Origin of the sequence: Streptomyces sp. XY431 (assembly GCF_001279805.1) — a bacterium.
In the GTDB taxonomy this organism is placed as follows: Bacteria; Actinomycetota; Actinomycetes; order Streptomycetales; family Streptomycetaceae; genus Kitasatospora; species Kitasatospora purpeofusca.
Genome location: NZ_LGDO01000358.1, coordinates 1 through 24,413, shown reverse-complemented (window position 1 = coordinate 24,413; position 24,413 = coordinate 1). Strand labels below are relative to the sequence as shown.

The 24,413-nt window shown below is 72.6% G+C and carries 24 protein-coding genes; 17 read left to right on the top strand and 7 right to left on the bottom strand.

Translation table 11 applies throughout. The annotated features are described in order from the left end of the window. Window positions 1-32: 32 nt before the first annotated feature. From ADK60_RS26235 to ADK60_RS26200, 8 genes are all read left to right on the top strand, one after another. Window positions 33-593, top strand: coding sequence for a F0F1 ATP synthase subunit B (locus ADK60_RS26235; protein ID WP_053649257.1), 561 nt, complete (start codon window positions 33-35; stop codon window positions 591-593). Beyond that, window positions 590-1,405: a F0F1 ATP synthase subunit delta gene (locus tag ADK60_RS26230; protein WP_053649255.1), complete on the top strand. Its 816-nt coding sequence runs from the start codon at window positions 590-592 to the stop codon at window positions 1,403-1,405. Before ADK60_RS26235 ends, ADK60_RS26230 begins: the two co-directional genes overlap by 4 nt. Before the next feature lie 155 nt (window positions 1,406-1,560). Then, entirely contained in the window at window positions 1,561-3,135 is a 1,575-nt protein-coding gene (gene atpA, locus ADK60_RS26225; RefSeq protein WP_045941627.1) for a F0F1 ATP synthase subunit alpha, read from the top strand. A gap of 32 nt (window positions 3,136-3,167) precedes the next feature. After that, entirely contained in the window at window positions 3,168-4,079 is a 912-nt protein-coding gene (locus ADK60_RS26220) for a F0F1 ATP synthase subunit gamma (RefSeq protein WP_053649253.1), read from the top strand. Window positions 4,080-4,081: 2 nt separating this feature from the next. Next, complete coding sequence (atpD, locus tag ADK60_RS26215) at window positions 4,082-5,527, top strand: F0F1 ATP synthase subunit beta (protein ID WP_045941625.1); 1,446 nt, start codon at window positions 4,082-4,084, stop codon at window positions 5,525-5,527. A gap of 186 nt (window positions 5,528-5,713) precedes the next feature. Further along, entirely contained in the window at window positions 5,714-6,097 is a 384-nt protein-coding gene (locus ADK60_RS26210) for a F0F1 ATP synthase subunit epsilon (protein WP_030392780.1), read from the top strand. 147 nt (window positions 6,098-6,244) lie between these two features. Continuing rightward, window positions 6,245-6,745 carry a DUF2550 domain-containing protein gene (locus ADK60_RS26205; protein ID WP_045941624.1) on the top strand — a complete coding sequence of 167 codons (501 nt, stop codon included), beginning with the start codon at window positions 6,245-6,247 and terminating at the stop codon, window positions 6,743-6,745. 153 nt (window positions 6,746-6,898) lie between these two features. Continuing rightward, entirely contained in the window at window positions 6,899-7,471 is a 573-nt protein-coding gene (locus tag ADK60_RS26200) for a cob(I)yrinic acid a,c-diamide adenosyltransferase (RefSeq protein WP_045941623.1), read from the top strand. 79 nt (window positions 7,472-7,550) lie between these two features. On the opposite strand, the gene ADK60_RS26195 is transcribed toward ADK60_RS26200, so the two are convergent. Continuing rightward, window positions 7,551-8,147, bottom strand: a complete 597-nt coding sequence (locus ADK60_RS26195; protein ID WP_053649251.1) for a hypothetical protein — start codon at window positions 8,145-8,147, stop codon at window positions 7,551-7,553. 156 nt (window positions 8,148-8,303) lie between these two features. On the opposite strand from ADK60_RS26195, the gene ADK60_RS26190 reads away from it, so the two are divergent. From ADK60_RS26190 to ADK60_RS26170, 5 genes are all read left to right on the top strand, one after another. Further along, window positions 8,304-9,515 carry a sensor histidine kinase gene (locus tag ADK60_RS26190; protein ID WP_053649250.1) on the top strand — a complete coding sequence of 404 codons (1,212 nt, stop codon included), beginning with the start codon at window positions 8,304-8,306 and terminating at the stop codon, window positions 9,513-9,515. Then, complete coding sequence (locus ADK60_RS26185; protein ID WP_045941621.1) at window positions 9,512-10,162, top strand: response regulator; 651 nt, start codon at window positions 9,512-9,514, stop codon at window positions 10,160-10,162. Before ADK60_RS26190 ends, ADK60_RS26185 begins: the two co-directional genes overlap by 4 nt. Window positions 10,163-10,359: 197 nt before the next feature. Beyond that, on the top strand, window positions 10,360-11,229 hold the full coding sequence (locus ADK60_RS26180) for a 3-hydroxyacyl-CoA dehydrogenase family protein (protein ID WP_053649248.1): 870 nt from the start codon (window positions 10,360-10,362) through the stop codon (window positions 11,227-11,229). A 446-nt stretch (window positions 11,230-11,675) separates the two neighbouring features. After that, on the top strand, window positions 11,676-12,008 hold the full coding sequence (locus ADK60_RS26175) for an STAS domain-containing protein (RefSeq protein WP_030392773.1): 333 nt from the start codon (window positions 11,676-11,678) through the stop codon (window positions 12,006-12,008). Between the two features lie 260 nt (window positions 12,009-12,268). After that, entirely contained in the window at window positions 12,269-14,665 is a 2,397-nt protein-coding gene (locus tag ADK60_RS26170; RefSeq protein ID WP_053649246.1) for a hypothetical protein, read from the top strand. Between the two features lie 15 nt (window positions 14,666-14,680). Here ADK60_RS26170 and nucS read toward each other — a convergent pair whose 3' ends face one another. Continuing rightward, window positions 14,681-15,340, bottom strand: a complete 660-nt coding sequence (nucS, locus tag ADK60_RS26165) for an endonuclease NucS (protein WP_045941615.1) — start codon at window positions 15,338-15,340, stop codon at window positions 14,681-14,683. 508 nt (window positions 15,341-15,848) lie between these two features. On the opposite strand from nucS, the gene ADK60_RS26160 reads away from it, so the two are divergent. Then, window positions 15,849-16,241, top strand: coding sequence for an SCO5389 family protein (locus ADK60_RS26160; protein ID WP_045941614.1), 393 nt, complete (start codon window positions 15,849-15,851; stop codon window positions 16,239-16,241). 106 nt (window positions 16,242-16,347) lie between these two features. On the opposite strand, the gene ADK60_RS26155 is transcribed toward ADK60_RS26160, so the two are convergent. Continuing rightward, window positions 16,348-17,655, bottom strand: coding sequence for an LLM class flavin-dependent oxidoreductase (locus ADK60_RS26155; protein WP_079008693.1), 1,308 nt, complete (start codon window positions 17,653-17,655; stop codon window positions 16,348-16,350). A 228-nt stretch (window positions 17,656-17,883) separates the two neighbouring features. Here ADK60_RS26155 and ADK60_RS26150 point away from each other — a divergent pair, with 228 nt between their 5' ends. Then, window positions 17,884-18,207 (top strand): Rv1322 family protein, encoded by a 324-nt coding sequence (locus ADK60_RS26150; RefSeq protein ID WP_030392768.1) that lies wholly within the window; start codon window positions 17,884-17,886, stop codon window positions 18,205-18,207. 33 nt (window positions 18,208-18,240) lie between these two features. On the opposite strand, the gene ADK60_RS26145 is transcribed toward ADK60_RS26150, so the two are convergent. Together ADK60_RS26145 and ADK60_RS26140 are read right to left on the bottom strand one after the other, a co-directional pair. Continuing rightward, entirely contained in the window at window positions 18,241-19,005 is a 765-nt protein-coding gene (locus ADK60_RS26145) for an ABC transporter permease subunit (RefSeq protein ID WP_045941613.1), read from the bottom strand. 1 nt (window position 19,006) lies between these two features. Next, on the bottom strand, window positions 19,007-20,011 hold the full coding sequence (locus ADK60_RS26140) for an ABC transporter ATP-binding protein (RefSeq protein WP_045941612.1): 1,005 nt from the start codon (window positions 20,009-20,011) through the stop codon (window positions 19,007-19,009). Between the two features lie 92 nt (window positions 20,012-20,103). Between ADK60_RS26140 and ADK60_RS26135 the strand changes: the two genes are divergently transcribed. After that, a complete protein-coding gene (locus ADK60_RS26135; protein ID WP_045941611.1) occupies window positions 20,104-20,904 on the top strand; it encodes an alpha/beta fold hydrolase in 801 nt (266 codons plus the stop codon). Continuing rightward, on the top strand, window positions 20,901-21,221 hold the full coding sequence (locus ADK60_RS26130; protein ID WP_053649243.1) for a hypothetical protein: 321 nt from the start codon (window positions 20,901-20,903) through the stop codon (window positions 21,219-21,221). Before ADK60_RS26135 ends, ADK60_RS26130 begins: the two co-directional genes overlap by 4 nt. Window positions 21,222-21,297: 76 nt before the next feature. On the opposite strand, the gene ADK60_RS26125 is transcribed toward ADK60_RS26130, so the two are convergent. Together ADK60_RS26125 and ADK60_RS26120 are read right to left on the bottom strand one after the other, a co-directional pair. Further along, a complete protein-coding gene (locus ADK60_RS26125) occupies window positions 21,298-22,227 on the bottom strand; it encodes a coiled-coil domain-containing protein (protein WP_030302799.1) in 930 nt (309 codons plus the stop codon). Window positions 22,228-22,334: 107 nt separating this feature from the next. After that, window positions 22,335-24,413: polarized growth protein Scy-related protein (locus ADK60_RS26120; protein ID WP_502687458.1), on the bottom strand; the 2,079-nt coding region annotated here is incomplete at its 5' end.

The window sequence follows — 24,413 nt, the reverse complement described above, 5'->3', positions numbered from 1 at the left end:
CCCGCCGTAGACCCTTCGAGGAAGGTCCAGATATGAGCATCGCGGCTAAGCTCGCGCAGGAGGAGGAGATCATGAATCCTCTCCTCCCCGCGTGGCCCGAGATCATCATCGGCCTGCTCTGCTTCTTCATCGTCTTCGGCATCCTTGGCAAGAAGCTCCTCCCCAGCATCGAGAAGGTGTTGTCGGAGCGCCGGGACGCCATCGAGGGTGGCATGGAGCGTGCCGAGGCCGCTCAGGCCGAGGCCCAGGCCCTGCTTGAGCAGTACCGCGCCGAGCTCGCCGACGCGCGTCATGAGGCTGCCCGCATTGTCGAGCAGGCTCGCGAGCAGGGCGCCGCCCAGCTCAACGAGTTGCGCGAGGAGGGCCAGCGTCAGCGCGAGGCCATCGTCGCCGCCGGCCATGCCCAGATCGAGGCCGACAAGAAGCAGGCGACCGCCGCCCTGCGCCAGGACGTGGGCTCGCTGGCCACCCAGCTGGCGTCCCGCATCGTGGGTGAGTCCCTCGAGGACCAGACGCGGCAGAGCGGCGTTGTCGACCGCTTCCTGAACGAGCTGGAGGCCAAGGCCGCCGTTGCTCAGGGTGCGGCGAAGTGATCGGCGCCAGCCGTGAGGCCCTCGCCGCCGGGCGGCAGAACCTCGAGAGCCTGACCGACTCCACCTCGGTGGACGCGGCCCGGCTCGCCGAGGAGCTCACCGCCGTCACGGTCCTGCTGGACCGCGAGGTCTCGCTGCGACGGGTCCTGACCGACCCGTCCCGGTCGGGTCAGGACAAGGCTCAGCTGGTCTCCTCGCTGCTGGCCGGCCAGGTCTCCGGCGAGACGGCCGACCTGGTCTCCGGCCTGGTCCGCTCCCGCTGGTCGGGTGGCCGTGACCTGGTCGACGCCGTGGAGGAGCTGGCCGCGTACGCGGAGGTCATCGCCGCGGACAGGGCCGGCGCCCTGGACGACGTCGAGGACGAGCTCTTCCGCTTCGGCCGGGTGGTGAGCGGCTCGCACGAGCTGCGCGCCGCGCTGACCGAGCCCAAGGCGGGCGCTGTCGCCAAGGCGGGCCTGATCAAGAAGCTGCTCGGCGGCCGCGCCAACGCGGGCACCGTGCGGCTGGTCACCGGCCTCGTCAACAACCCGCGTGGCCGTAGCCTGGAGCAGGGACTGGAGTCCTACTCCAAGCTCGCCGCCGCCCGGCGCGATCGCATGGTGGCCCAGGTCACCACCGCGGTGCCGCTGTCGGACAGCCAGAAGGAGCGCCTGTCGGGCGCCCTCGGCCGGCTGTACGGCCGCCAGGTCCACCTGAACATCGATATCGACCCCCAGGTCGTCGGCGGTGTCCGGGTGCAGATCGGTGACGAGATCATCGACGGCACCGTGTCGAGCCGCCTTGAGGGCGCTCGCCAGGTACTCGAAGGCTGAGCACCGAAGCAGCACATCCGACCCTCGGTCGGGAAACCGGCTCCACCGGAGTCGGCAAAACGTACGGCCGGTTCATACGACCCGGCCGAGAGTCGAGCACTTGCGGCCCTCAATGGCGGGCCGAGGATCGCAAACTAGGAGAGCAGGGAAGCCTGATGGCGGAGCTTACGATCCGTCCGGAGGAGATCCGGGACGCGCTGGCCGACTTTGTCCAGTCGTACCAGCCGGACGCCGCCTCTGTGGAAGAGGTCGGCACGGTCACTGACGCGGCGGACGGTATCGCCCATGTCGAGGGCCTGCCCTCGGTCATGGCGAACGAGCTGCTGAAGTTCGAGGACGGCACGCTCGGCCTCGCGCTGAACCTCGACACCCGCGAGATCGGTGTCGTCATCCTCGGTGAGTTCGGCGGCATCGAGGAGGGCCAGACGGTGCGTCGCACCGGCGAGGTCCTCTCCGTGCCGGTCGGCGACAACTACCTCGGCCGCGTCGTGGACCCGCTGGGCAACCCGATCGACGGTCTGGGCGACATCGCCGCCACCGGTCGCCGCGCCCTGGAGCTGCAGGCCCCGGGTGTTATGGCCCGTAAGTCGGTCAAGCAGCCGCTGCAGACCGGCATCAAGGCCATCGACGCGATGACCCCGATCGGCCGCGGCCAGCGCCAGCTGATCATCGGCGACCGCCAGACCGGCAAGACCGCGGTGGCTGTCGACACGATCATCAACCAGCGCGACAACTGGCGCTCGGGCGACCCGGAGAAGCAGGTCCGCTGCATCTACGTCGCCGTGGGCCAGAAGGGCTCGACCATCGCGTCCGTCCGTGGCGCCCTGGAGGAGGCCGGCGCGCTGGAGTACACCACCATCGTGGCTGCTCCCGCCTCCGACCCGGCCGGCTTCAAGTACCTGGCTCCGTACACCGGCTCCGCCATCGGCCAGGAGTGGATGTACGACGGCAAGCACGTCCTGATCATCTTCGACGACCTGTCGAAGCAGGCCGAGGCCTACCGTTCCGTCTCCCTGCTGCTGCGCCGCCCGCCGGGCCGCGAGGCGTACCCGGGCGACGTCTTCTACCTGCACTCCCGTCTGCTGGAGCGCTGCGCGAAGCTGAACGACGCGCTGGGCGGCGGCTCGATGACCGGTCTGCCGATCATCGAGACCAAGGCCAACGACGTGTCGGCGTACATCCCGACCAACGTCATCTCGATCACCGACGGCCAGTGCTTCCTGGAGTCCGACCTGTTCAACGCCGGCATCCGCCCGGCCGTGAACGTCGGTATCTCGGTCTCCCGCGTCGGTGGCTCCGCCCAGATCAAGGCCATGCGCTCGGTCGCCGGCCGTCTGCGCCTGGACCTCGCCCAGTACCGTGAGCTGGAGGCCTTCGCCGGCTTCGGTTCCGACCTGGACGCGGCCTCCAAGGCCCAGCTGGAGCGCGGTGCGCGCATGGTCGAGCTGCTGAAGCAGGGCCAGTACCAGCCGTTCCCGGTCGAGGAGCAGGTCGTCTCCATCTGGGCCGGTACCAACGGCAAGCTGGACGACGTCCCGGTCGCCGAGATCCGCCGCTTCGAGCGCGAGTTCCTGGACTACGTGCGCCTGCAGCACAAGGACCTGCTCGCGGGCATCGTCGAGACCGGTCTGCTCGCCGACGGCACCGTCGACGCCCTGACCGCCGCGATCGGCGAGTTCAAGCAGGGTTACCAGACCGCTGACGGCAAGCTGCTCTCCGAGCAGGCCTGAGTCCGGTAGCGAGGGAAAGGACGTAACGACCCATGGGAGCACAGCTTCGGGTCTACAAGCGCCGGATCCGCTCTGTCACCGCGACGAAGAAGATCACCAAGGCGATGGAGATGATCTCCGCGGCGCGCATCGGTAAGGCGCAGCGCGCGGTGGCCGCCTCCACCCCGTACGCCGATGAGCTCACCCGGGCGGTGACGGCAGTGGCCACCCGGTCCATCGCCAAGCACCCGCTCACCAGCGAGAACCCGAACGCCACGCGTGCCGCAGTCCTGCTGATCACGGCGGACCGCGGTCTGGCGGGCGGCTACTCGTCCAACGCCATCAAGGCCTCGCTGGCGCTCGCCGAGCGCCTGCGGTCCGAGGGCAAGGACGTGGTGACGTACGCCGTCGGCCGCAAGGGCGTCTCGTTCTACGGCTTCCGTGACCTCGCGGTCGCGGAGTCGTGGACGGGCTTCTCGGACAAGCCGACCTACGCCGACGCCAAGCTCGTCTCGGCCGCGCTGATCGAGGCCTTCACGGCCGAGACCGGCGGGGTGGACGAGGTCCACGTGATCTCGACCAAGTTCGAGTCGATGCTGACGCAGACCGCCGTCGACGCGCGGCTGCTGCCGCTGAAGCTCGACGAGGTCAAGGTCAGCGAGGAGTCGTCGGCGAAGGAGATCTTCCCGCTCTACGACTTCGAGCCGTCGGCGGAGGGCGTCCTCGACGCGCTGCTGCCGCGGTACGTGGAGAGCCGGATCTACAACGCGCTGCTGCAGTCGGCCGCTTCCGAGCACGCCGCCCGCCGCCGCGCGATGAAGAGCGCGACGGACAATGCCGGCGAGCTCATCAAGTCGCTCACGCGGCTTGCCAACTCGGCCCGCCAGGCCGAGATCACCCAGGAAATCAGCGAGATCGTCGGTGGCGCGAACGCGCTCGCTGACGCGAGCCGCGGGAGCGAATGAGTATGACTACCACTGTTGAGCCGACCACGGCGACGGGCCGCGTCGCGCGGGTCATCGGCCCGGTCGTCGACGTGGAGTTCCCCGTCGACGCGATCCCGAACATGTTCAACGCCCTGCACGTCGAGGTGGACAACCCCGACGGCAGCGGCAAGAAGATCCTCACCCTCGAGGTCGCCCAGCACCTCGGCGACGGCCTGGTCCGCGGCATCTCGATGCAGCCGACCGACGGCCTGGTCCGTGGCTCGCAGGTCACCGACACCGGTTCCGCCATCTCGGTGCCGGTCGGCCAGATCACCAAGGGCAAGGTGTTCAACGCCCTCGGTGAGGTGCTGAACGTCGACAAGGACGAGTTCGAGTCGCAGGTCCAGGTCCGGTGGCCGATCCACCGCAAGGCCCCCGACTTCAAGGACCTCGAGTCCAAGACCGAGATGTTCGAGACCGGCATCAAGGTCATCGACCTCCTCACCCCGTACGTCACCGGTGGCAAGATCGGTCTGTTCGGTGGTGCCGGTGTCGGTAAGACCGTTCTGATCCAGGAGATGATCTACCGCGTCGCCGAGAACTTCGGTGGTGTGTCGGTCTTCGCCGGCGTCGGCGAGCGTACCCGTGAGGGCAACGACCTCATCGACGAGATGGTCGACTCGGGCGTTCTGGACAAGACCGCGCTGGTCTTCGGCCAGATGGACGAGCCGCCGGGCACCCGTCTGCGGGTCGCGCTCTCCGCGCTGACCATGGCGGAGTACTTCCGTGACGTCGAGAAGCAGGACGTGCTCCTCTTCATCGACAACATCTTCCGGTTCACCCAGGCCGGTTCCGAGGTGTCGACCCTGCTCGGCCGTATGCCCTCCGCGGTGGGCTACCAGCCGAACCTGGCCGACGAGATGGGCCTCCTGCAGGAGCGCATCACCTCGACCCGCGGTCACTCGATCACCTCGATGCAGGCGATCTACGTCCCCGCGGACGACCTGACCGACCCGGCCCCGGCCACCACCTTCGCCCACCTGGACGCGACGACCGTTCTGTCGCGCCCGATCTCGGAGAAGGGCATCTACCCGGCCGTCGACCCGCTGGACTCCACGTCCCGCATCCTCGACCCGCGGTACATCGCGCAGACCCACTACGAGACGGCCATCCGTATCAAGGGGATCCTGCAGAAGTACAAGGACCTCCAGGACATCATCGCCATCCTCGGTATGGACGAGCTGTCGGAGGAGGACAAGATCACGGTCCACCGTGCCCGTCGCATCGAGCGCTTCCTCTCGCAGAACACCTACGTGGCGAAGCAGTTCACCGGTGTCGAGGGTTCGACCGTGCCGCTGTCCGAGACCATCGAGGCCTTCAACTCGATCGCGGACGGCAAGTACGACGCCGTTCCCGAGCAGGCGTTCTTCATGTGCGGTGGCATCGAGGACCTCGAGCGCAACGCCGCCGAGCTCGCGAAGAAGTAGTCGCGGCCGGTAGCAGCCGAGCGTGATCGCGAGGGGTGGGCCCCAGCCCTGGGACCCACCCCTCGCGTCGCATCGGCTGTGATTCCGGTCAAATCCGTGCCGCCGGTTTCATGCCGGGGGCGCGGGCCCGTTATTCTTACCGAAACTCCCGAGTAATCGGGGGTTGCATGAGCCTAGGAGCCCACGTTGGCTGAGCTGCACGTCGAGCTGGTCGCAGCCGACCGCAAGGTGTGGTCCGGTGCGGCCACCATCGTCGTCGCCCGTACGGCCTCCGGTGACACCGGCATCATGCCGGGTCACACCCCGGTGCTGAGCGTGCTGGAGACCGGTCCGGTCACCATCCGCACCACGGACGGCGGCACCGTGATCGCTGCGGTGCACGGCGGCTTCATCTCCTTCGCCGACAACAAGCTGTCTCTGCTCGCGGAGATCGCCGAGCTGGCGGACGAGATCGACGTCGCGCGCGCCGAGCGCGCACTGGACAAGGCCAAGTCCGACCTGGACGAGCACGCCGAGCGGCGCGCCGAGGTCCGGCTGTTCGCGGCGCGCGGCCTCAAGGCCCGCGCCTGATTGTGCCGGACCCCGCCTGAGCGGGGTCGACCGACGGTCCCGGGGACGCGTGAGCGTGACCCCGGGACTGTCGTCTCAGTTGGTAGGTCAACGCGGTCGCCTGGTACGGCCGAACGGGGAACGCGGGTAGCGAGGAGGTAGGTGAGCATGGTCCTCGCCCTTGTGGTGTGTGCGGCGGTCGTGGCGCTCGGAGTGATCGGGTTGGTCGCGTTCGCGGTACGCCGCCGTGTGATCCAGCGGGTCGGCGGCACCTTCGACTGCAGTTACCGGCTCAAAATGCCTGTCGACGCCTCCACGCAGCCCGACCTCGACGAGAACGGCAAACCCACCTCGGCCCCGGTTCCCCAGACCGACGGCAAGGGGTGGGTTTTTGGTATCGGCCGGTACAGCGGCGACTCCATCGAGTGGTTCCGGGTCTTCTCCTACGCCCCGCGCCCCCGCAAGGTGCTGCCGCGCCGGGAGATCGAGGTGCTGGGCCGGCGCTACCCGGAGGGGCAGGAGGAGCTCGCCCTGCTCTCCGGCTCGGTCGTGCTGCGCTGTCTGCACGACGGCGCCCCGCTGGAGCTCGCCATGAGCGAGGACGCGCTCACCGGCTTCCTCGCCTGGCTCGAAGCGGCCCCGCCCGGGCAGAGGGTCAACGTCGCGTAGCGACGGGACCCTCGGGGTGGGGGTCCCCCCGGCCGGAGGCTGGGGGAGGTCAACGTCGCGTAGCGACGGACCCTCGGGGTGGGGGAGGTCAACGTCGCGCAGCGACGTTTTCGGGGGTTAACGCCGCCTAACCGGCCCGGCTAGGGTGGCCGCATGGTCAATCTGACGCGCATCTACACCCGTACCGGCGACGACGGCACCACGGCGCTCGGTGACATGAGCCGCACGAGCAAGACCGATCCCCGCCTGGTCGCCTACGCGGACGCCAACGAGGCCAACGCCGCCATCGGCGTGGCCATCGCGGCCGGCGCGCTGCCGGCCGATGTGGTCACGGTGCTCACCCGGGTGCAGAACGACCTCTTCGACGTCGGTGCCGATCTGGCCACCCCGGTGGTGGAGGACCCCAAGTACCCGCCGCTGCGGGTCGAGCAGTCCTACATCGACAAGCTGGAGACGGACTGCGACCACTACCTGGCGGAGCTGGAGAAGCTGCGCAGCTTCATCCTCCCCGGCGGCACCCCGGGCGCCGCGTACCTGCACCTGGCCTGCACGGTGGTGCGGCGGGCCGAGCGGGCCACCTGGGCGGCGATCGACACCCACGGGGACACCGTCAACCCGCTGACCGCCAAGTACCTCAACCGGCTGTCCGACCTGCTGTTCATCCTGGCCCGGGCCGCCAACAAGGAGCGCGGCGACGTGCTCTGGGTGCCGGGCGAGAACCGCTGAGACGACCGCGCGCGGGTGCGGTGGACCGTCTCCCGTCCGGTCCACCGCACCCGCACCCGTACCTGCGTCCGCCGCTGTCCTAGTGGTGCTCCGCCCGCTCGGGGATCTGCCGGCCGACGATCCGGCCGTCCTCGACGATCGCGCCGGCCGGCGGCTGCTTCGGCCAGAGGGTGTAGCTGGTGGCGATGACGAGGTTCACCACCGCGGCGATGCCCAGCCGCCAGTACCACTGGTCGAACACCCCGGTCCCGGTGGCGTCGGTGAAGAGCTTCAGCGCGGTGATCAGGGTGAGCGTGATCGCCACCGAGACCAGGGTGCGCCGGCAGATCCGCCACTCGTGCCGGCTCCGGGCGGTGCCGTACTTGGGCGCGGGCAGCGGCTTCGGGCCGCCGCCGAAGCGGTGCTGGAACCGGTCGTCGGCCCAGCGGACCACCGACGGCCCGTAGCCGACCGAGAAGCCCAGGTAGCTCGCGGCGAGCGCGTGCGTCCAGGAGGCGGTGGCGCCGCCGCGCAGGTCGAGGAAGGTGAGCAGGAACAGCGCCAGGTCGATCACGGGCAGCCCGACCAGCAGGACGGTGCTCACCCTTTGCCACCGCAGCAGGTAGCGGGCGGCCAGGCCCAGCGCGAGAACCACCCAGAAGGCGACCTCGGCGGCGAGGACAAGAGTGACGATCATGGTGTGCTCCAGTTCTCGACGACGCTCCCAGCCTCCCCGCGGTACCCCCGCGCGCGCGTCGTCGGCGGGGACGGACCCGTTCTGCATCTTTCGATGTAGCGGCGCTCCTCCCGCCTCCGGAGTCGGCCGCGGGGCCGGGGATGATCTGATGGGGCCGTGCGCAGACCCACACCCACCCCACGGCAGGTCGATGCCACGATCGCGCTGGCCGGGCTGACCGGCGGACTGCTGCTGATCGCCTTCCAGGTGTACGACCACTCCTCGGCCATCCCCCGCTGGCAGGTGCTGCCGGCGCTGCTGGCGATGGCGGCCCTGGAACTGGTCCGGCGGACCAGGCCGATCACCATCGCGGTCCTCGGCGGGCTGGTCTTCGCCGGGAGCATCTTCTCCGGCGCCCTGCTGGCGACCACCATCATGTACACCGACCTGCTCTACGCGGCGGTGTTGTACGGACCCCGGCGGATGTCGCCGATCCTGCACATCAGCGGCACCATCTCGGTGCTGGTGCTGACCACCCTGACCTTCGTCTACAGCGACACCGGTACGGCCGTCACGGTGGTGGTGATCAGCACCCTGGTCTTCCTGGGCCCGCTCTGGAGCGCCGACATCGTGCGCAAGCACCGGCAGGAGGCGGAGACCCAGCGGCTGCGGGCGGAACAGACCGCGCTGCTCTCGGAGATGGACCGGCGCGAGGCGGTGGTCACCGAACGGGCTCGGATGGCACGCGAGTTGCACGACGTGGTGGCCAACCACCTGTCGGCGATCGCGATCCACGCGACCGGCGCGCAGTCGATGGCGCGGCGTCAGGGGCGGCCGGCGGAGGATCCGGTGCTGGAGGTGCTCGGCGTGATCCGCGAGAACAGCGTCCAGGGTTTGGCCGAAATGCGTCGCATCGTCGGGCTGCTGCGGGACAGCGGCGGCGGCGAGGCCGACGAGTCGTACGCCGCGCCGGACCTGTCGGCGGTGGACGCGCTGCTCGCCAAGGCCCGGGCGGCCGGGCGGGACGTCGGGTTGGACTTCGAGCTGACCGAGTGCGGCGAGCGCGGGGTCCTGCCGGTGCCGGTCGGGCTGGCCGCGTACCGGATCGTGCAGGAGTCGCTGACCAACGCGCTCAAGCACGCCGGCCCGGGGGAGGTCCGGGTGCTGCTGGACTTCCGGGCCGAGGAGCTGCGGATCAGTGTGGACAGCCCGTTCCGGAGCGGGGCCGGGCAGGCGCTGCCGGGTGCCAGGGCCGGGCTGGTCGGCATGGCGGAACGGGCCTCGCTGCTCGGCGGCAGCTTCGAGGCCGGCCCGAAGGACGGGAGCTGGAACGTGCGCGCGGTACTGCCGCGGGAGCAGGCGACGGACGAAGGGGCGGGACGGTCATGACGATCCGGGTGCTGGTCGCGGAGGACCAGGCGGCGGTCAGGGCGGCGCTGGTGATGATCCTGCGGGCCGAGCCGGACCTGGAGGTGGTCGGCCAGGCGGCGGACGGCGAGGAGGCCGTCCGGCTGGCGCTGGAGCTGCGGCCCGACGTGGTCCTGATGGATGTGCAGATGCCCCGGCTGGACGGGGTCTCGGCGACCCGCCAGGTGGTGGCGGCCGGGGCGGCGCAGGTCCTGGTGCTGACGACCTTCGACCTGGACGAGTACGTCTACGGGGCGCTGCGGGCCGGGGCGGCCGGGTTCCTGCTGAAGGACCTGGAGGCGGACGCCCTGGTCGACGGCATCCGCACGGTGGCGCGCGGGGACGGCATGCTGGCGCCCTCGGTGACCCGCCGGCTGATCGGGACCTTCGCCCGTCCGGAGCGGCAGGTGGGGCCGGAGGTCCGGGCGGCGGTGGCCGGGCTGACGCCGCGCGAACGGGAGGTGCTGGCCTGCATCGGCGCCGGGCTGTCGAACGGTGAGATCGCCGGGCGGCTGGAGATGGCGGAGGCGACCACCAAGACCCATGTCAGCCGGATCCTGGCCAAGCTGAGGCTGCGCAGCCGGGTGCAGGCGGCGATCCTGGCCCAGGATCTGGGGCTGATGATCTGACTGGTCCGATCGATCCGATCAGCTGACCTTCTCGCCCGCTCAGGTCTGTCGCAGATCACACCCCCGGAAGCCACCACGGGCGCCGAATCGGCATTAAAGTCCCGCCCATGAGTGATGCGGCTCGGCGGGTGACCCCTGCCTTGAGCCGCCTTCAGGGCCCGCCCACCAGGGCGGCGACGGCATCGGGAGACCAAGCCATGAGCAGTGCGTCCAGCAAGCAGATCGCCGTGATCGGGGCCGGCCTGATGGGCGCCGGCATCGCCCAGGTCTCCGCCCAGGCCGGGCACCCGGTGGTCCTGCGCGACGTGACCGAGGAGGCGCTGCGCCGGGGCCTCGACGGCATCCGCGCCTCGTACGACAAGTTCGTCTCCAAGGGCCGGCTCACCGCCGAGGACGCCGAGGCGGCGCTCGGCCGGATCACCACCACCACCGACCTCGGCGCGGTCGCCGAGGCGGACATCGTGGTCGAGGCGGTGTTCGAGCAGCTGGAGGTCAAGGAGGGCGTCTTCAAGGAGCTCGACAAGCTCGCCAAGGACGGCGCGGTGCTCGCCTCCAACACCTCCGCCATCCCGATCACCCGGATCGCCGCCGCCACCTCGCGCCCCGAGTCCGTCGTCGGCGTGCACTTCTTCTCGCCGGTGCCGCTGATGAAGCTGGTCGAGCTGGTCCGCGGCTACAAGACCAGCGACGAGACGCTGGCCACCGCCCGGGCCTTCGCCGAGGGCGTCGGCAAGGACGTCGTGGTGGTCAACCGCGATGTGGCCGGTTTCGTCACCACCCGCCTGATCACCGCCCTGGTCGTCGAGGCCGCCAAGCTCTACGAGTCGGGCGTCGCCTCCGCCGAGGACATCGACGCCGCCTGCCGGCTCGGCTTCGGCCACCCGATGGGCCCGCTGGAGACCGCCGACCTGACCGGCGTGGACATCCTGCTGCACGCCGCGCGGAACATCTACAGCGAGACCCAGGACGAGAAGTTCGCCGCCCCGGAGATCATGGCGCGCATGGTCACCGCCGGTGACCTGGGTCGCAAGAGCGGCCGCGGCTTCTACCCGTACCCGGGCAAGTGACCGCCGCCGGCTGAGCCGACGGATCGGACGGGCCGTGCGGTCGTGGGACCGCGCGGCCCGTTCTGCCGAGCCTGGTGAGTTTCCTCACGCCGGTGCCGCAGACGGGTGATTTGGGCGGTAATCGAGCGTAAGTGTGGAGAGTTCCTGCGTATATTCCCTCGGACGAGTGAAGTTGCTTCAGATCCGGCCGGAACCAGCAACCCGAGGGCCCGGCACGCCGTCAGATGGATGACGGGGAACCCGGCATTCCGTCCGGGGCCGGCGCGCGGGGCCGCTGGGCCCGCCCGGCGCCCGGAGCGTCACCGCCCCCGGCCCGGCACCGCCGGCGGCACCCGTCCCCACCGAGACCCACCCGGCCACCGACACCCGGCGGCACCGACCGCCAGGACCGGCGCCGAGCCCGGTCCGCCCCGGCACGCCGGGCCCGCCCCGCGGAGGAGGAGAGCATGCGCATCACCGGCAACCACGTGGCGCTGGCCCTCGAAGGCCGCCTCGACGTGCGTACCGCCGCCGACGCGCGGGCGCGGCTGCACCAGGCCGTCGACGGCGGCCTCGGCGACCTCGTGCTCGACCTCGGCCGGCTGGAGTTCTGGGACGCCACCGGTCTGGGCGTGATCATGGGCACCCACCGCCGGGCCGGCCGGATCGGGCGCCGGCTGGTGCTCCGCTCCGTCCCGGCCCAGCTCCAGCGCCTCCTGGTGGCCACCCGGCTGCACCGCATCCTCGCCGTCGAGGGCGTCACCGCCGAACCCCTCGGCGCCACCCTGCCGGCCCTCTGACAGCCCCGGACACATCCCCGGCGACAGCCCCGGACACACCCCCGGCCCGGCCCCGGCCCCCGCAAGCCCTTGCGCCGGGCGGCCGGTGACGGCCCGACGCTGCGCGGGTGGGCGCTGATGTGCGAGAGTCTGGCGTCAGGAAACGGCCGCCGGGGCCCGGCCCCGGGCCGCGGACGACGCCGGCCGGTACGGAGCGACGGCGCGAGCGCGGGGCGGAGCAGAACGTGGCACAGCCAACCGGGGACTTCCGGCAGGAGTCAGTGCGCACCCGGAACGGTGAACTCGTCTCCGGCGGACTGCTGGTGGGAGTCGGCGGCCCCGAGGGCTCCGAGGTCCGGCCCTGTCCCGAGGAGTGGCGCCCCCGCCCCCGCCGGACCGGGCCGGGAACACCCGCCCGCGGCCCGGCCGGCGACCCCGGCCGCCAGGTCGGCCCGCTCGCGCTCGGCGCCGGCCCCGCCGACCTCCTGCTGCTCGACCGCGAGGCCGACATCGCCCAACTGCTCGGCCTGCTCGCCGAGGGGCGCTCGATACGCCTGGTCGGCCAGGCCGGCTCCGGCCGCAGCACCCTGCTGTCGGCCGTCGCCGCGGCCGCCGGCGACCTCGCCCCCGGCGGCGTGGTCCAGCTCCGCGGCCACCGGCGCACCGCCGCCGACCTGCTCCAGGAGCTCTTCGCCGCGACCCACCACGCCCCCGGCTTCCGCCCCGACCCCGGCCAGCTCGCCGAGCACCTCGCGGGCGTCGGCGCGATCGTCGTCATCGACGAGGTCGAACCCGACGGCGCCGAACTGGAGGCGCTGCTCGCCACCGCCCCCGACTGCGCCTTCCTGATCTCCTCCGCCGCCGACGGCCCGCTGCTCCCGGCCGACTCCCGGCTCCAGGACCACCTGGTGGCCGGCCTCTCCCGGCAGGCCTGCCTGGCCCTCGCCGCCCGGCTGGCCGGACGGCCCCTGGACGCGGCCGAGAAGGCCTGGGCGGTGGACCTCTGGTTCGAGTCCGAGGGCCTGCCGCTGCGCTTCGTCCAGGCCGCCGCACTGCTGCGGCAGCGGGACGTCGCGGTGGACGCGCTGGTCGCCGCCGAGGAGGACCGGATGGACGTCTTCGGCGCCGTCCGGGAGCCCGTCCACGACCCCGACCCGGCGGTCCGCGAGGCGGCGCTGCGGGGCACCGTGCCGCTGCCCTCGGTCGCCGAGTCCACCCTCCCCGCCGTCCGGCTGGCCGAGGGGCTGAGCGAGACCGCGCAGGCCGTGCTGAGGCTCTCGGTGGCCCTCGGCGGCGAGTGCCCGACCGCCCCGCACCTGCCCGCCCTGATCGACGTCGGCCAGGGCGAGAGCGCGCTCGCCGAACTCGCCGACGCCGGACTCGCGGTCTCGATCGGCGGCCACCACCGGCTGACCGCCGGGGCGCTGGAACTGCTCGCCCCGCACTGGCCGGCCCGGGACAGCGTGGACGGTGCCGCCCAGCACTTCTCCTGGTGGGTCGGGCACTCCTCGGTCTCGCTGCCGCAGATCGCGGCCGAGGCCGAGGTGGTGATCGGCGTGCTGCTCGCCGACCGGGCCGCCGGGCGGCACGACTCGGTGCGGCGGCTGGCCCGGGCGGCGGCCCCGGCCCTGGCCCTGGCGCTGCGCTGGGGGGCCTGGGAGCGGGCGCTGCAGCTCGGCCTGGAGGCGGCCCGGCGGACCGGGGCCGGGGCCGACGAGGCCTGGTTCCACCACGAGCTCGGCGTGTACGCCCTCTGCGTCCACGAACCCGGGCGGGCCGTCACCGAGTTGGAGGCCGCGCTGACGCTGCGGTCGGCGCTCGGCGAGGTGCGCGGGGCGGCCGGGGCGCGCCGGATGCTCGATCTGCTGCGGGCCGAGGGCCGCCAGCTGTCGGCCGCGGCGCCCGCGGGCTCGGCGTCGGTCCGCAGGCCCGGTATCCGGGCCATCGCGCGGGTGCCGCTGCGGATCGGCGCCGCCGCGGCGGCCGGTCCCGGCCGGAGCAGGCGGGCGGTCGTCGCCGCCTCGGCGGCGGTGCTGGCGCTGGGGGTGCTTGGGACGGCGGTCGGGCTGACGGTGACCGGGGAGGACCGCGGCAACGACCCGCACAGCAGCAGCGACGACGGCTCCACGCTGCCCGGTGCCGAGACCTCGCCGCGTCCCTCCTCGCCCCGGCCGACGGCCTCCGGGGCCTCCTCGCCGGTCACCCTGCCGGCCACCGGAGCGACGGGTGGGCCGGTCCTGGAGCAGTCGGCGGCCGGTACCCCGTCGAGCGGTGGCGCCACGGCCTCCCGGACGCCCTCCGGCTCGCCGTCGGCCTCGGGTTCGGCCTCGGCCTCGAAGAAGCCGAGCGGTTCGCCGAGCCCGGGGGCGAGCACCGGCACCACTCCGCCGCAGACCCAGGCCCCCAACCCGCCGCAGCCCCCCGGGGGCGGCACCGGGGGCGGTACGGGCGGTGGCACGGGCGGTACGAGCGGCGGCGGAACGACCGGTGGGACCACGGGCGGGACGACCGGTGGCGGCGGCACCCCGCCGACCGGGGAGCCCAGCCCGTCCCCCTCCACGGCCTCCCCGACGGCGAGTCAGACCCCGACCCAGCCCCCGACGCCTACCGAACCGACGACGCCGTCGGGCTCGGCGAGCCCGACGACGTCCACTCCGGCGTCCTCGCCGGCCGGTTGACCGGCCGGCCGGGGGTCAGAACAGCTTGAGCTTGTCGTCGTCGATGCCGCGCAGCCCGTCGTAGTCCAGCACCACGCAGCCGATGCCGCGGTCGGTGGCCAGCACGCGGGCCTGGGGCTTGATCTCCTGCGCGGCGAAGATGCCCTTCACCGGGGCCAGCAGCGGGTCCCGGTTGAGCAGTTCCAGGTACCGGGTGAGCTGTTCGACGCCGTCGATCTCGCCGCGCCGCTTGATCTCCACGGCGACCGTCGCGCCGTCGGAGTCGCGGCACAGGATGTCCACGGGGCCGATCGCGGTCGGATACTCGCGGCGGATCAGCGACCAGCCGGCGCCGAGCACCTCCATCCGGTCCGCGAGCAGCTCCTGGAGGTGTGCCTCGACACCGTCCTTGATGAGTCCGGGGTCCACCCCGAGTTCGTGGGAGGAATCGTGCAGCACCTCCTCCAGCGTGATGATGAGCTTCTCGCCGGCCTTGTTCTCCACCGTCCAGACCCCGTCGGCCTCCTTGAGGACGCACGGCGGGGACATCCAGTTGAGCGGCTTGTAGGCGCGGTCGTCGGCGTGGATGCTGACGCTGCCGTCGGCCTTGACCAGGATGAGCCTGGTGGCGGAGGGCAGATGGGCGGAGAGCCGACCGGCATAGTCGACTGAGCAGCGGGCAATTACGAGACGCACGGTCGACCACGCTAGCCCACCGGGGCCAGTTGATGCGATTCCACGACGACGGGGTGAAGAATCCGCGAACCCCGCCACGATGGATGCCCTGCGATCCCGTCAAAGCCTGTCGGCACCCTGGCGGCCATCACCATAGACAGCTACGGTGTGTGACGGCTTGCTTGCGGGAGCGCTGTCAACGGGGATGGAGACTTCAGATGAACGATCCGACAGGTTCCGGCCAATCCGGTGCACGGGGGCGTATTCCCGGAGGAATCCGCCGGAACCACCGGTCTGGTCCGTCGTTGGCTGCCACGCTGTTCTGAGCGGGCGGCGCCCCGGCCGCGTCCCTCGACGGACCAGCGGCGCCCCTGCCTGGCGTGTTGCCGGAAACACGGTCGTCCGACGGCGTCACACCCGTCCGACGGTGTTCCGGACACAGACGCGCCTGCACCCTCACCCTCAGCTCTGACTTGGACTACGCATCACCGCCCGCGCGCCGCGTGGGCGGACCGCGAGAGGAGAATCCATGTCGCTCGACGTCTCACCGGCCCTGCTGGAGAAGGCCGCGCGGGACGAGGTCGACGAGCGGGAGTTCGTCGACTGCGTCCGCGTCTCCCTGCCGTACGCCTGGGAGCTGATCAGCTCGCTGGTCGCCCGGGCCGAGGTCGACGGCACCGACTTCGCCGACAACCACGTACCGCCGCCCAGCGAGCAGGCCCGCGGCCAGCTCCTGCGGGCACTGGCCAGCGACGCCATCCGGGGGGCCCTGGAACGGCACTTCGGCGTCCGCCTCGCCTTCCAGAACTGTCACCGGGTGGCGGTCTTCCGGCCGTCCTCCGCCAACAAGAAGCGGTACGACCGCTTCACCTCGGTCCGTGAGCAGCTCCTCAACCAGTCCGACGAACTCCGGGACTGTTAGTCGTAGTCGCCCGCTCGTCTGTGGGGCCTCGGGGCGGGGTCGCCCGCTCGCCTGTTGTTTCCGGGTGGCTGCCGGGCCCCGTCGCGGGGGGCCCGGCAGCCGGGTGTCATCCCAGCTGCGGCAGGACCTCGGAGCCGATCCGGGCGATGTTGTGCAGGGTGGCCTCCCGGTCGCCGCTGCCCTCGGCGAGCAGCGCGAACCGGCGGATGCCGGTCCGCTCGGCGGTGGCCAGCAGCCGGTCCGCGCACTGCCTGGGGGTCCCGACCGCGTGCAGGTCGCAGAGCAGCTCGGTGTACTGGTGCGGGTCCCGCATCTTCCGCTCCCGGCCGTCCACCGTGCGGTGGGCGCCGAGCCCGAACTCGAACCAGCCGGGCATGGCGCGCAGCAGGGTGGCCCGGGCCGTCGAGGCACGGTCGTCGACCTGGGCGACCCCGGCCGCGACGTGCTGGCGGGTGATCCGCCGCAGCTGCTCCTCGCCGCGCCCGGCCGCCAGCCAGGCGGAACGGTAGAGCTCCAGCATGTTCAGCTTGTCCTCGTCGCCGGAGTGCATGCCCAGCAGCATCGGCAGACCCCGTTCGGCGGCGGTGCGGACCCCGCCGGGCGAGGTGCAGGCGACCACCATCGGCGGGCCGGCCACCGGCCGGCCGGTGGCGGTGAGCTCCTCGGCGGAGCCGTCGGCGTCCTGGCGCTGCCGGGGGAAGCGCAGCGTGCCGGTCCGGTCGTCGAGGCCCAGCCAGGCGCCGAGGTCCGGCTGCCGGGGCGGCTCGGTGGCCCGGGGCACCACGGCGACCTCGGGGAAGGTGAACTGCGGCCCGGCCGCGCCCACCCGGGTGCCGCGCAGCCAGCGCAGCAGCAGGTCGAGCCGCTCCGGGAAGCCCTGTTCGAAGGCGTCGACACCGCCGCCGAACACCTCCAGGTCGATCCACGGGCCGCCGCGCCCCACCCCGAGCGTGAAGCGTCCGTCGGAGGTGAGGTGGAGCAGCGCCGCCTGTTCGCCGAGGGCCACCGGATGGGTGGTGGAGAGCACGCTGACCGCCGTGCCGATGCCGATCCGCCTGGTCCGGCCGAGCAGCAGTGCGGCCAGGGTGGCGGCGTTGGGGCAGACCCCGTACGGGACGAAGTGGTGTTCGGCCAGCCAGACGCTGTCGAGTCCCGCCTGTTCGGCCGCGACGGCGGCGCGGACGGTGCGGTCGAGCGCCTCCCCGTGGGTCTGGCCGGGGAACTGCGCCGAGAGCAGGAACGCGCCGACCTGGACGGGGGCGGTGTCCGCGGTGGCGGCGCCGGTGCGCCGGTCCGCCGGCAGCGGGGTGCCGGCGGCGGCCGTCACGGTGGTGGGGGTCAGCGCCGGGCCGGGGGCCGGCGGGCGGACCCCGATGGGCCGGCGGGTCTCGGCGCGGGTGCTGGTTCGGGTCATGGTGAGGCCTCCTCGGGTGCGCGCAGGGTCTGCGGGCCCCGCCTGTCCCCTCGTGAGTAGCCCATGTCATGTGCCAATGGCACGCCGAACCACCAATTTCCCAGAGAATCGGGTGGATCTCACGGGAAACAGCCGATCATCCTCCGATGCCGTGATAGTGGCCCACCCGGGCGGTGAGCGGCCGTACGCTGGAACGGTTCCCGACACCCCGCAGAGAGGTAGCCCGACGTGTCGCCCCGACGCAACCGGATCAAGAGCGCCGCCGAACCGGACCGGGCGGAGCCGGCCGCCCCGATGGGCAGCTCGATGCGACGGACCGAGAGCTACCAGGGCGACGACTGGGTGGTGCAGACGGTCGCCGGGACGGCCGGACGGCACTACCGCTGCCCGGGCTGCGACCAGGAGATCCCGCCCGGGACGGGGCACTTGGTGGCGTGGCCGCTGCACGGCGCGGGCGTGGACGACCGGCGGCACTGGCACCGGGCCTGCTGGGGCGCTCGGGAGCGCCGGGCCTCGAACCTGCTCCGCGGCCGCGGCGCTCCCCGCTACTGACCCGCACCGACCGGTCCTGACGTCCCGCCCGGCTCAGGCGTCGCGCCGCTTCAGCACCAGCGCGCCGCCGACCAGCGCGGCGACGGTCCAGGCCAGGCAGATCAGGAAGCCCGCCCACGGCCCGTACGGCTGGCCTTCCTGCTCGTAGACCAGCAGCATCCGGGAGCCCGCGTAGTCGGGGAAGTAGTGGGCGACGGTCTTGGCGCCCGGCACCGCCGAGAGGATCGGCGAGAGCAGGAAGAAGAACGGCACCAGCACGCCCAGCGCGAGGGTCTGGTTGTGCAGCATCGTGGTGACCCCGGCCGAGAAGAGGCAGAGCATCGTGAGGTAGAGCGCGGCGCCGAACACCGCGCGCAGCACGTTCGGTTCGCCCAGCGAGGTGGAGTGGTCGCCGAGCAGCGCCTGGCCGGTGAAGAAGGTCAGGAAGGCCGTCACCAGCGAGACGGCCAGGGCGAGCCCCCCGAGCACCACGGCCTTGCCGGTGAGCAGGGTGCCGCGCTGCGGGACGGCCGCGAGGGTGACCCGGATCATCCCGCTGCTGTACTCGTTCCCGATCGCCAGTACGCCGAAGACGATGATGGCCAGCTCGCCGAGGAGGATGCCGGAGAAGGCGGTGCCGGTGGCGTCGAACGGGGTGTTGTCGCTGCGGAACTCCTCGAAGTTGTTGTTGGTCAGCAGCGACAGCAGGGCACCGACGCCGAGGGTGACCACGAAGGTCAGCGCGAGGGTCCAGATCGTCGAGCGGACACTGCGGATCTTGGTCCACTCGGAGCGCAGGACCGCGGGGAAGGACGCCATCTCAGTTCTCCTCCGTGCCGCGGGCGGCCGGCTGCCCCGCCGGCCCGCCCTTCCAGTCGGCGCCCCAGACGCCGGGTGCGCCGGCCGCGTCCCGGCCCGGCCCGTCGCCGGCGTGGTACTCCACCGCGTCGGCCGTCATCTGCATGAACGCCTCCTCCAACGAGGCCTGCTGCGGGCTGAGTTCGTGCAGCACCACGCCGTTCGCGGCGGCCAGTTCGCCGAGCGCGGCGAGGTCGCCGTCGACCACCTCGACCGAGCCCGCCGGGCCCGCCTCGTGCCGCAGTCCGGCGCCGGCCAGCGCGTCGAGCAGCCGCTCGGGCTGCGGGCTGCGCAGCCGGACGGCGGAGCGCGAGTTGCGCCGGATGAACTCGGCCATCGGCAGGTCGGCCAGCAGCCGGCCGCGGCCGATGACCACCAGGTGGTCCGCGGTGACGGCCATCTCGCTCATCAGGTGGGAGGAGACGAAGACGGTCCGGCCCTCGGCCGCGAGGCGCTTCATGAGGTTGCGGATCCAGAGGATGCCCTCCGGGTCGAGCCCGTTCACCGGTTCGTCGAACATCACGATCTCCGGGTCCCCGAGCAGCGCGCAGGCGATGCCGAGGCGCTGGCCCATGCCGAGCGAGAAGCCGCGGGCCCGCTTGCGGGCGACCGGGGTGAGGCCGACCAGGGCGAGCGCCTCGTCCACCCGGCGCACCGGGATCCGGTTGCTCTGGGCGAGCCAGAGCAGGTGGTCCCGGGCGGTACGGCCGGGGTGGACGGCCTTGGCCTCCAGCAGCGCGCCGATGTACTTGAGCGGTTCGCTCAGCTGTCCGTATCTTCTGCCGTCGATGGTGACCCGGCCGCCGGTGGGACGGTCGAGGTCGAGGATCATGCGCATCGTGGTGGACTTCCCGGCACCGTTGGGCCCCAGGAACCCGGTGACCACGCCTTGCGGGACCTTGAAGCTCAGCCGGTCGACGGCCAGGGTCTTGCCGTAACGTTTGGTCAGGTCGTGCAACTCGATCATCGCTGCTCCCTTACTCTCCGTCAGGCTATGACAAAGCGGACAAGGTGGCCCGCTGAGTGGGCCCGCCGGGCGCACCGGAATACGGTGGCCCCATGACCCAGCTCCCCTCCGCAGTGTCGGTCCGCGAGAGCGGTACCGGAACTCCCCTCGTGCTGCTGCACGCCTTTCCGCTCAGTGCCGCCATGTGGTCCGCCCAACTGGAGGCGCTGCCCGGTCCGACCGGGGACCGGGCCCGGGTGATCGCCCCGGACCAGCGCGGCTTCGGCGGTGCCGGGCTGGGCTCCGAGGAGCCCTCGCTGGACACCGTCGCCGACGACGTCGCCCGACTGCTGGACGCCGCCGGGATCGACCGGACGGTGCTCGGCGGGCTCTCCATGGGCGGGTACGTGGCGCTGGCCTTCGCCGAGCGCCACCCCGACCGGCTGGCGGGCCTGCTGCTGGCCAACACCAAGGCCACCGCCGACCCCGAGCCGGCCAGGGCCAACCGGGAGCGGATCGCCGCCGCGGTGCTGGCCCGGGACAGCGTGCGGCTGCTGCTCGACGAGCGGATGGCGGCCGTCCAGCTCGGGCCGGACTCCCAGCACCTGGTGGACCGGGTGGAGGGGATGATCGCCGCCGCCCCGCCGGCCACCGTCGCCTGGGCGCAGCGGGCCATGGCGGCCCGTCCGGAGCGGCTGGACGTCCTGGCCGGGGTGCGGGTGCCGGCCGCCGTGCTGGCGGGCGCAGAGGACGCGCTGATGCCCGTCACCGAGGCCGAGTCGATGGCCCGGGCGCTGCCGGACGCCGAGCTGACCGTGCTGCCCCGGGTGGGGCACCTGAGCGCGATCGAGGCGCCGGAGGCCTTCGACGCGGTCGCGCGCCGGCTGCTGGAGCGGGTGGTGGCGGCGGGATGAGGGAGGAACGTGCGGAGGCCGGCGGCTGGGACTTCTCCGCGTTGGAGGTGACCGGCCGGATCCCGTTGACCAACCGGGGCGAGGGGCTGCTCGAACTGACCCTGGAGCCGCTGGGGGAGGACTACTGGATGCGCCCGGGGGAGACGTTCATCGTCACCTCGTACGGCGACTACGGACCGGGGCACCCGTTCGAGGTGCAGTACTGGCCGGACTCGGTGTCGGTCTGGTGCACCTCGTGGTTCGGCACCGTCTCGGACGACGAGGGCAACCAGCTGAGCCACGGTCACCAGCGGCCGGACGGCGCCTACCCGCGCTGAGCCGCCCACCCGGTCCGAGAATGCCCGACGGCCCCCGCCCGGGAGGGGCGGGGGCCGTCGGGGCTCGCGGATCGCGTCAGCGCGACTGCTGGGCGGGCACGCCCATGGTGTCGTCGTTCGGCAGCGAGGCGGCGGCCACGGCCGCGCCGGTCAGCGTGGCCAGCATCTCGCGGACGTTGGTCAGCTGGGCGTTGATGCTGTCGCGGCGGTTGGTGAGCGCCGCCAGCTCGCGCTCGGACTCGCTGCGGATGCGGTCGGCCTTGGCGTTGGCGTCGGCCACGATGTCCTCGGACTGGCGCTGGGCCGTCTCGACGGTCTGGCGGGCGCGGCGCTCGGCGTCGGTGCGCAGCTTCTCGGCCTCCAGGCGCAGCTGCTCGGCCCGGTGCTCGATCTCGGCCAGCCGCTTCTCGGCCTTGGCCTGACGGGCGGCCAGGTCGCGCTCGGACTGCTCGCGGCGCTTCGCCAGGTTGGTCTCGAACTCCAGCGCGGCCTGGGCGGCCTTGGTGCGGGTCTCCTCGAAGAGGGCGTCCGCCTCCTCGCGCTTGTTCTGCGCGTCCTTGTTGGCCTCGGCGCGCAGCTGGGCGGAGTCGCTCTTGGCCTTGTCGACGATCCGCAGACCCTCGTCCTCCGCCTTGGCCTTGCGGTCCTTGGCGTAGTTCTCGGCCTCGGTGCGGACCTGCTGGGCGGCGGCCTCGGCGAGCTCGCGGTGCTGCTCGGCGGCGCGGTGCGCCTCCTCGCGCAGGTCCTTGGCCTCCTCCTCGGCGAGGCGCAGGATCTTCTCGACCCGGGCACCGAGACCGGCGTACGACGGCTCCGCCTCGGCGACCGCCGCCTGGGCGGTCTGGGTCTCCAGGTGGAGCTCCTCGATGCGCTTCTCGAGTGCGCTGATCCGGGTCAAGGCACTGTCACGGTCGGCCACCAGCTTGGTGATCCGCTCGTCGACCTGGGCACGCTCGTACCCACGGCGCACCAGGTCGAAGCCGTGAGGGGAGTGACTGTCGCTCATGGGGTTCTGGGCTTCCTGTCGTCAAACCGCTGAGGTGGTTGAGGGAATCCTGACACGGTACCGGAGTGTCGGCGGCGAAACGCCGTTGTCCCGCGGACAATGTCCGCTCAATCGGGTGGTGCGCTCTTGGAGCGATTGCCACCCGATCGGGGAGAGCCAATTCCGGCACCGGCCTTGGCACCCCCGTCCTTCTTGGTACTTCCCCCGTTTGCCTGTGCGACCGGTGACGGTGCCTCGAAGGCCTCCAGCGCGGACAGCACGTCCTGCACCCTGGAGATCTCGGTGTTGATGTCCTTGCGCCGGCGCACCAGTTCGTCCAGCTCGCGCCGGCCCTCGTCGGTGACCCGCTGCGCCTCGGCCCTGGCCTCGGCGAGCAGCCGCTCGGCCTCCGCCCGGGCGAGTTCGATCTGCTCGTCCGCGGTCCGGTCGGCGGCCCGCAGCCGCTTCTCGGCCTCGGCGGCGGCCGACTCCAGCCGCTCCTCCGCCTCGTCCTGGGCGGACTTCAGCTTGGCCTCGGCCTTGACGATCAGGGCCTCGGCGCGGTCGGTGGAGCTGGCGAGCTTGGTCTCGGCCTCCTTCAGCAGGCCCTCGGCCTTGCGGACGGCGGACAGCCGGACCTTGCTGGCCTCGCTCGACGCCTCCGAGGTCAGCTCGTTGGCGCGGTCCTCGGCGCCCGCGACCAGCGCCGCCGCCCGGTCCTCGGCCTCGGCGACGGTGGCGACCGCCTGCTCCTCGGCCTCGGTCAGCTGGTCCTGGGCGGCCGTCACCAGGGCGTCCACCCGCTCGCCGGCCGACTTCATGGCCTGCGCGTTCTCCTTGCGGGCGCGCTCGTGCAGGGCCTCGACCTCGGCGTCGGTGCGCTCGCGCAGCTCCTCGGCGCGCTCGCGGATCGCGGTGGCGTCCCGGCGGGCCTCGGACAGCAGCGCGTCGGCGTCCGAGCGGCCCTTCTCGACGGCCTCCTGCCCGGTGGCCTCGCCGGCCGCGACCAGCCGGTCGGCCTCCTTGCGGGCGGCGGCGACCATCGCGTCGGCCTGCTCCTCGGCGGCGGCGGTGGTGGCCAGCGCGGTGGTGCGGGCGTCCTCGCCGAGCGACTCGGCGTCCGCGAAGGCCTTCTCCAGTACGGACTTGGCGTGCTCGCGGGTGGACTTGTCGAACTGCTCGGCGGCCTCGCGGGTGTCCGCGTCGTAGGCGTCGGCGCGGGCGTGGGTGTCGGCGTCGTAGTCGTCGGCGAGGGTGCGGGTGGCGAGCGCGTACTCCTCGGCCTCGGCCCGCAGCGCGGCGGCGAACTCCTCCGCCTCGGCGATGCCGGCGGCGGCCCGGTCCTCGCCGGCAGCCACCGTCCGGGCGGCCAGCTCCTCGGCCTCGGCGCGCTGCCGCTCGGCGGCCTCCTGGGCGGCCCGCAGCGTGTCCTCGGCCTCGGCGCGCAGCTGCTCGTCCCAGGCCAGGGCCTCGGCCCGGTGCCGGGCCAGCTCGGCCTCGGCGGCCTCGCGCTCGGCGGCCAGTTCCAGCTCGGTCTGCTCGCGCAGCGCGGTCGTCTCGGCGTCGGTGCGGGCCCGCAGGTCGGCGGTCTCCCGCTCGGCGGTCGCGCGCAGCTCCGCCACCTCGTGCTCGACCGTGTCGCGCAGCTCGGCGGTCTCGCGGTCGGCCAGTGCCCGCAGTTCGGTGGTCTCGCGGTCGGCGGTGTCGCGCAGTTCGGCGGCGGCCCGCTCGGCCTGCTCGCGCAGCTCCGCGGACTCCCGCTCGGCGGTGGCCCGGAGTTCGGCGATCTGCTGCGAGGCGGTCTCGTGCAGCCCGGCCACCGACTGGCGGACCTCGGCGGCCCCCTCCTCGGCGGCCTCGACCAGTGCGGCGGCCTCGGTCCTGGCCTCGGCGACCAGCTCCTCGCCGTCGCGCCGGGCCTGCTCCAGCTCCTCGCCGGCCTCGGCCCGGATCGTCGCGGCCGTGGCCCGGGCCTCGGACAGCTCGCGGCCGGCCTCGGCGCGGACCGTCGCGGCCTGCTCGTCGGCGAGCGTCCGCTCGGCCTCGGCCCGCTCGCGCAGCTCCGCCGCGGCGGCCTCGGCCTCGGCCCGGAGGCGGGTGGTCTCGGCGGTGGTGCGTTCGGTGAGGTCGGCGGCGGCGGTCTCGGCCTCGGTGCGGACGCGTTCGGCGTGGGTGTCGGCGGCTTCGCGGACGGCGGCGGCCTCGGC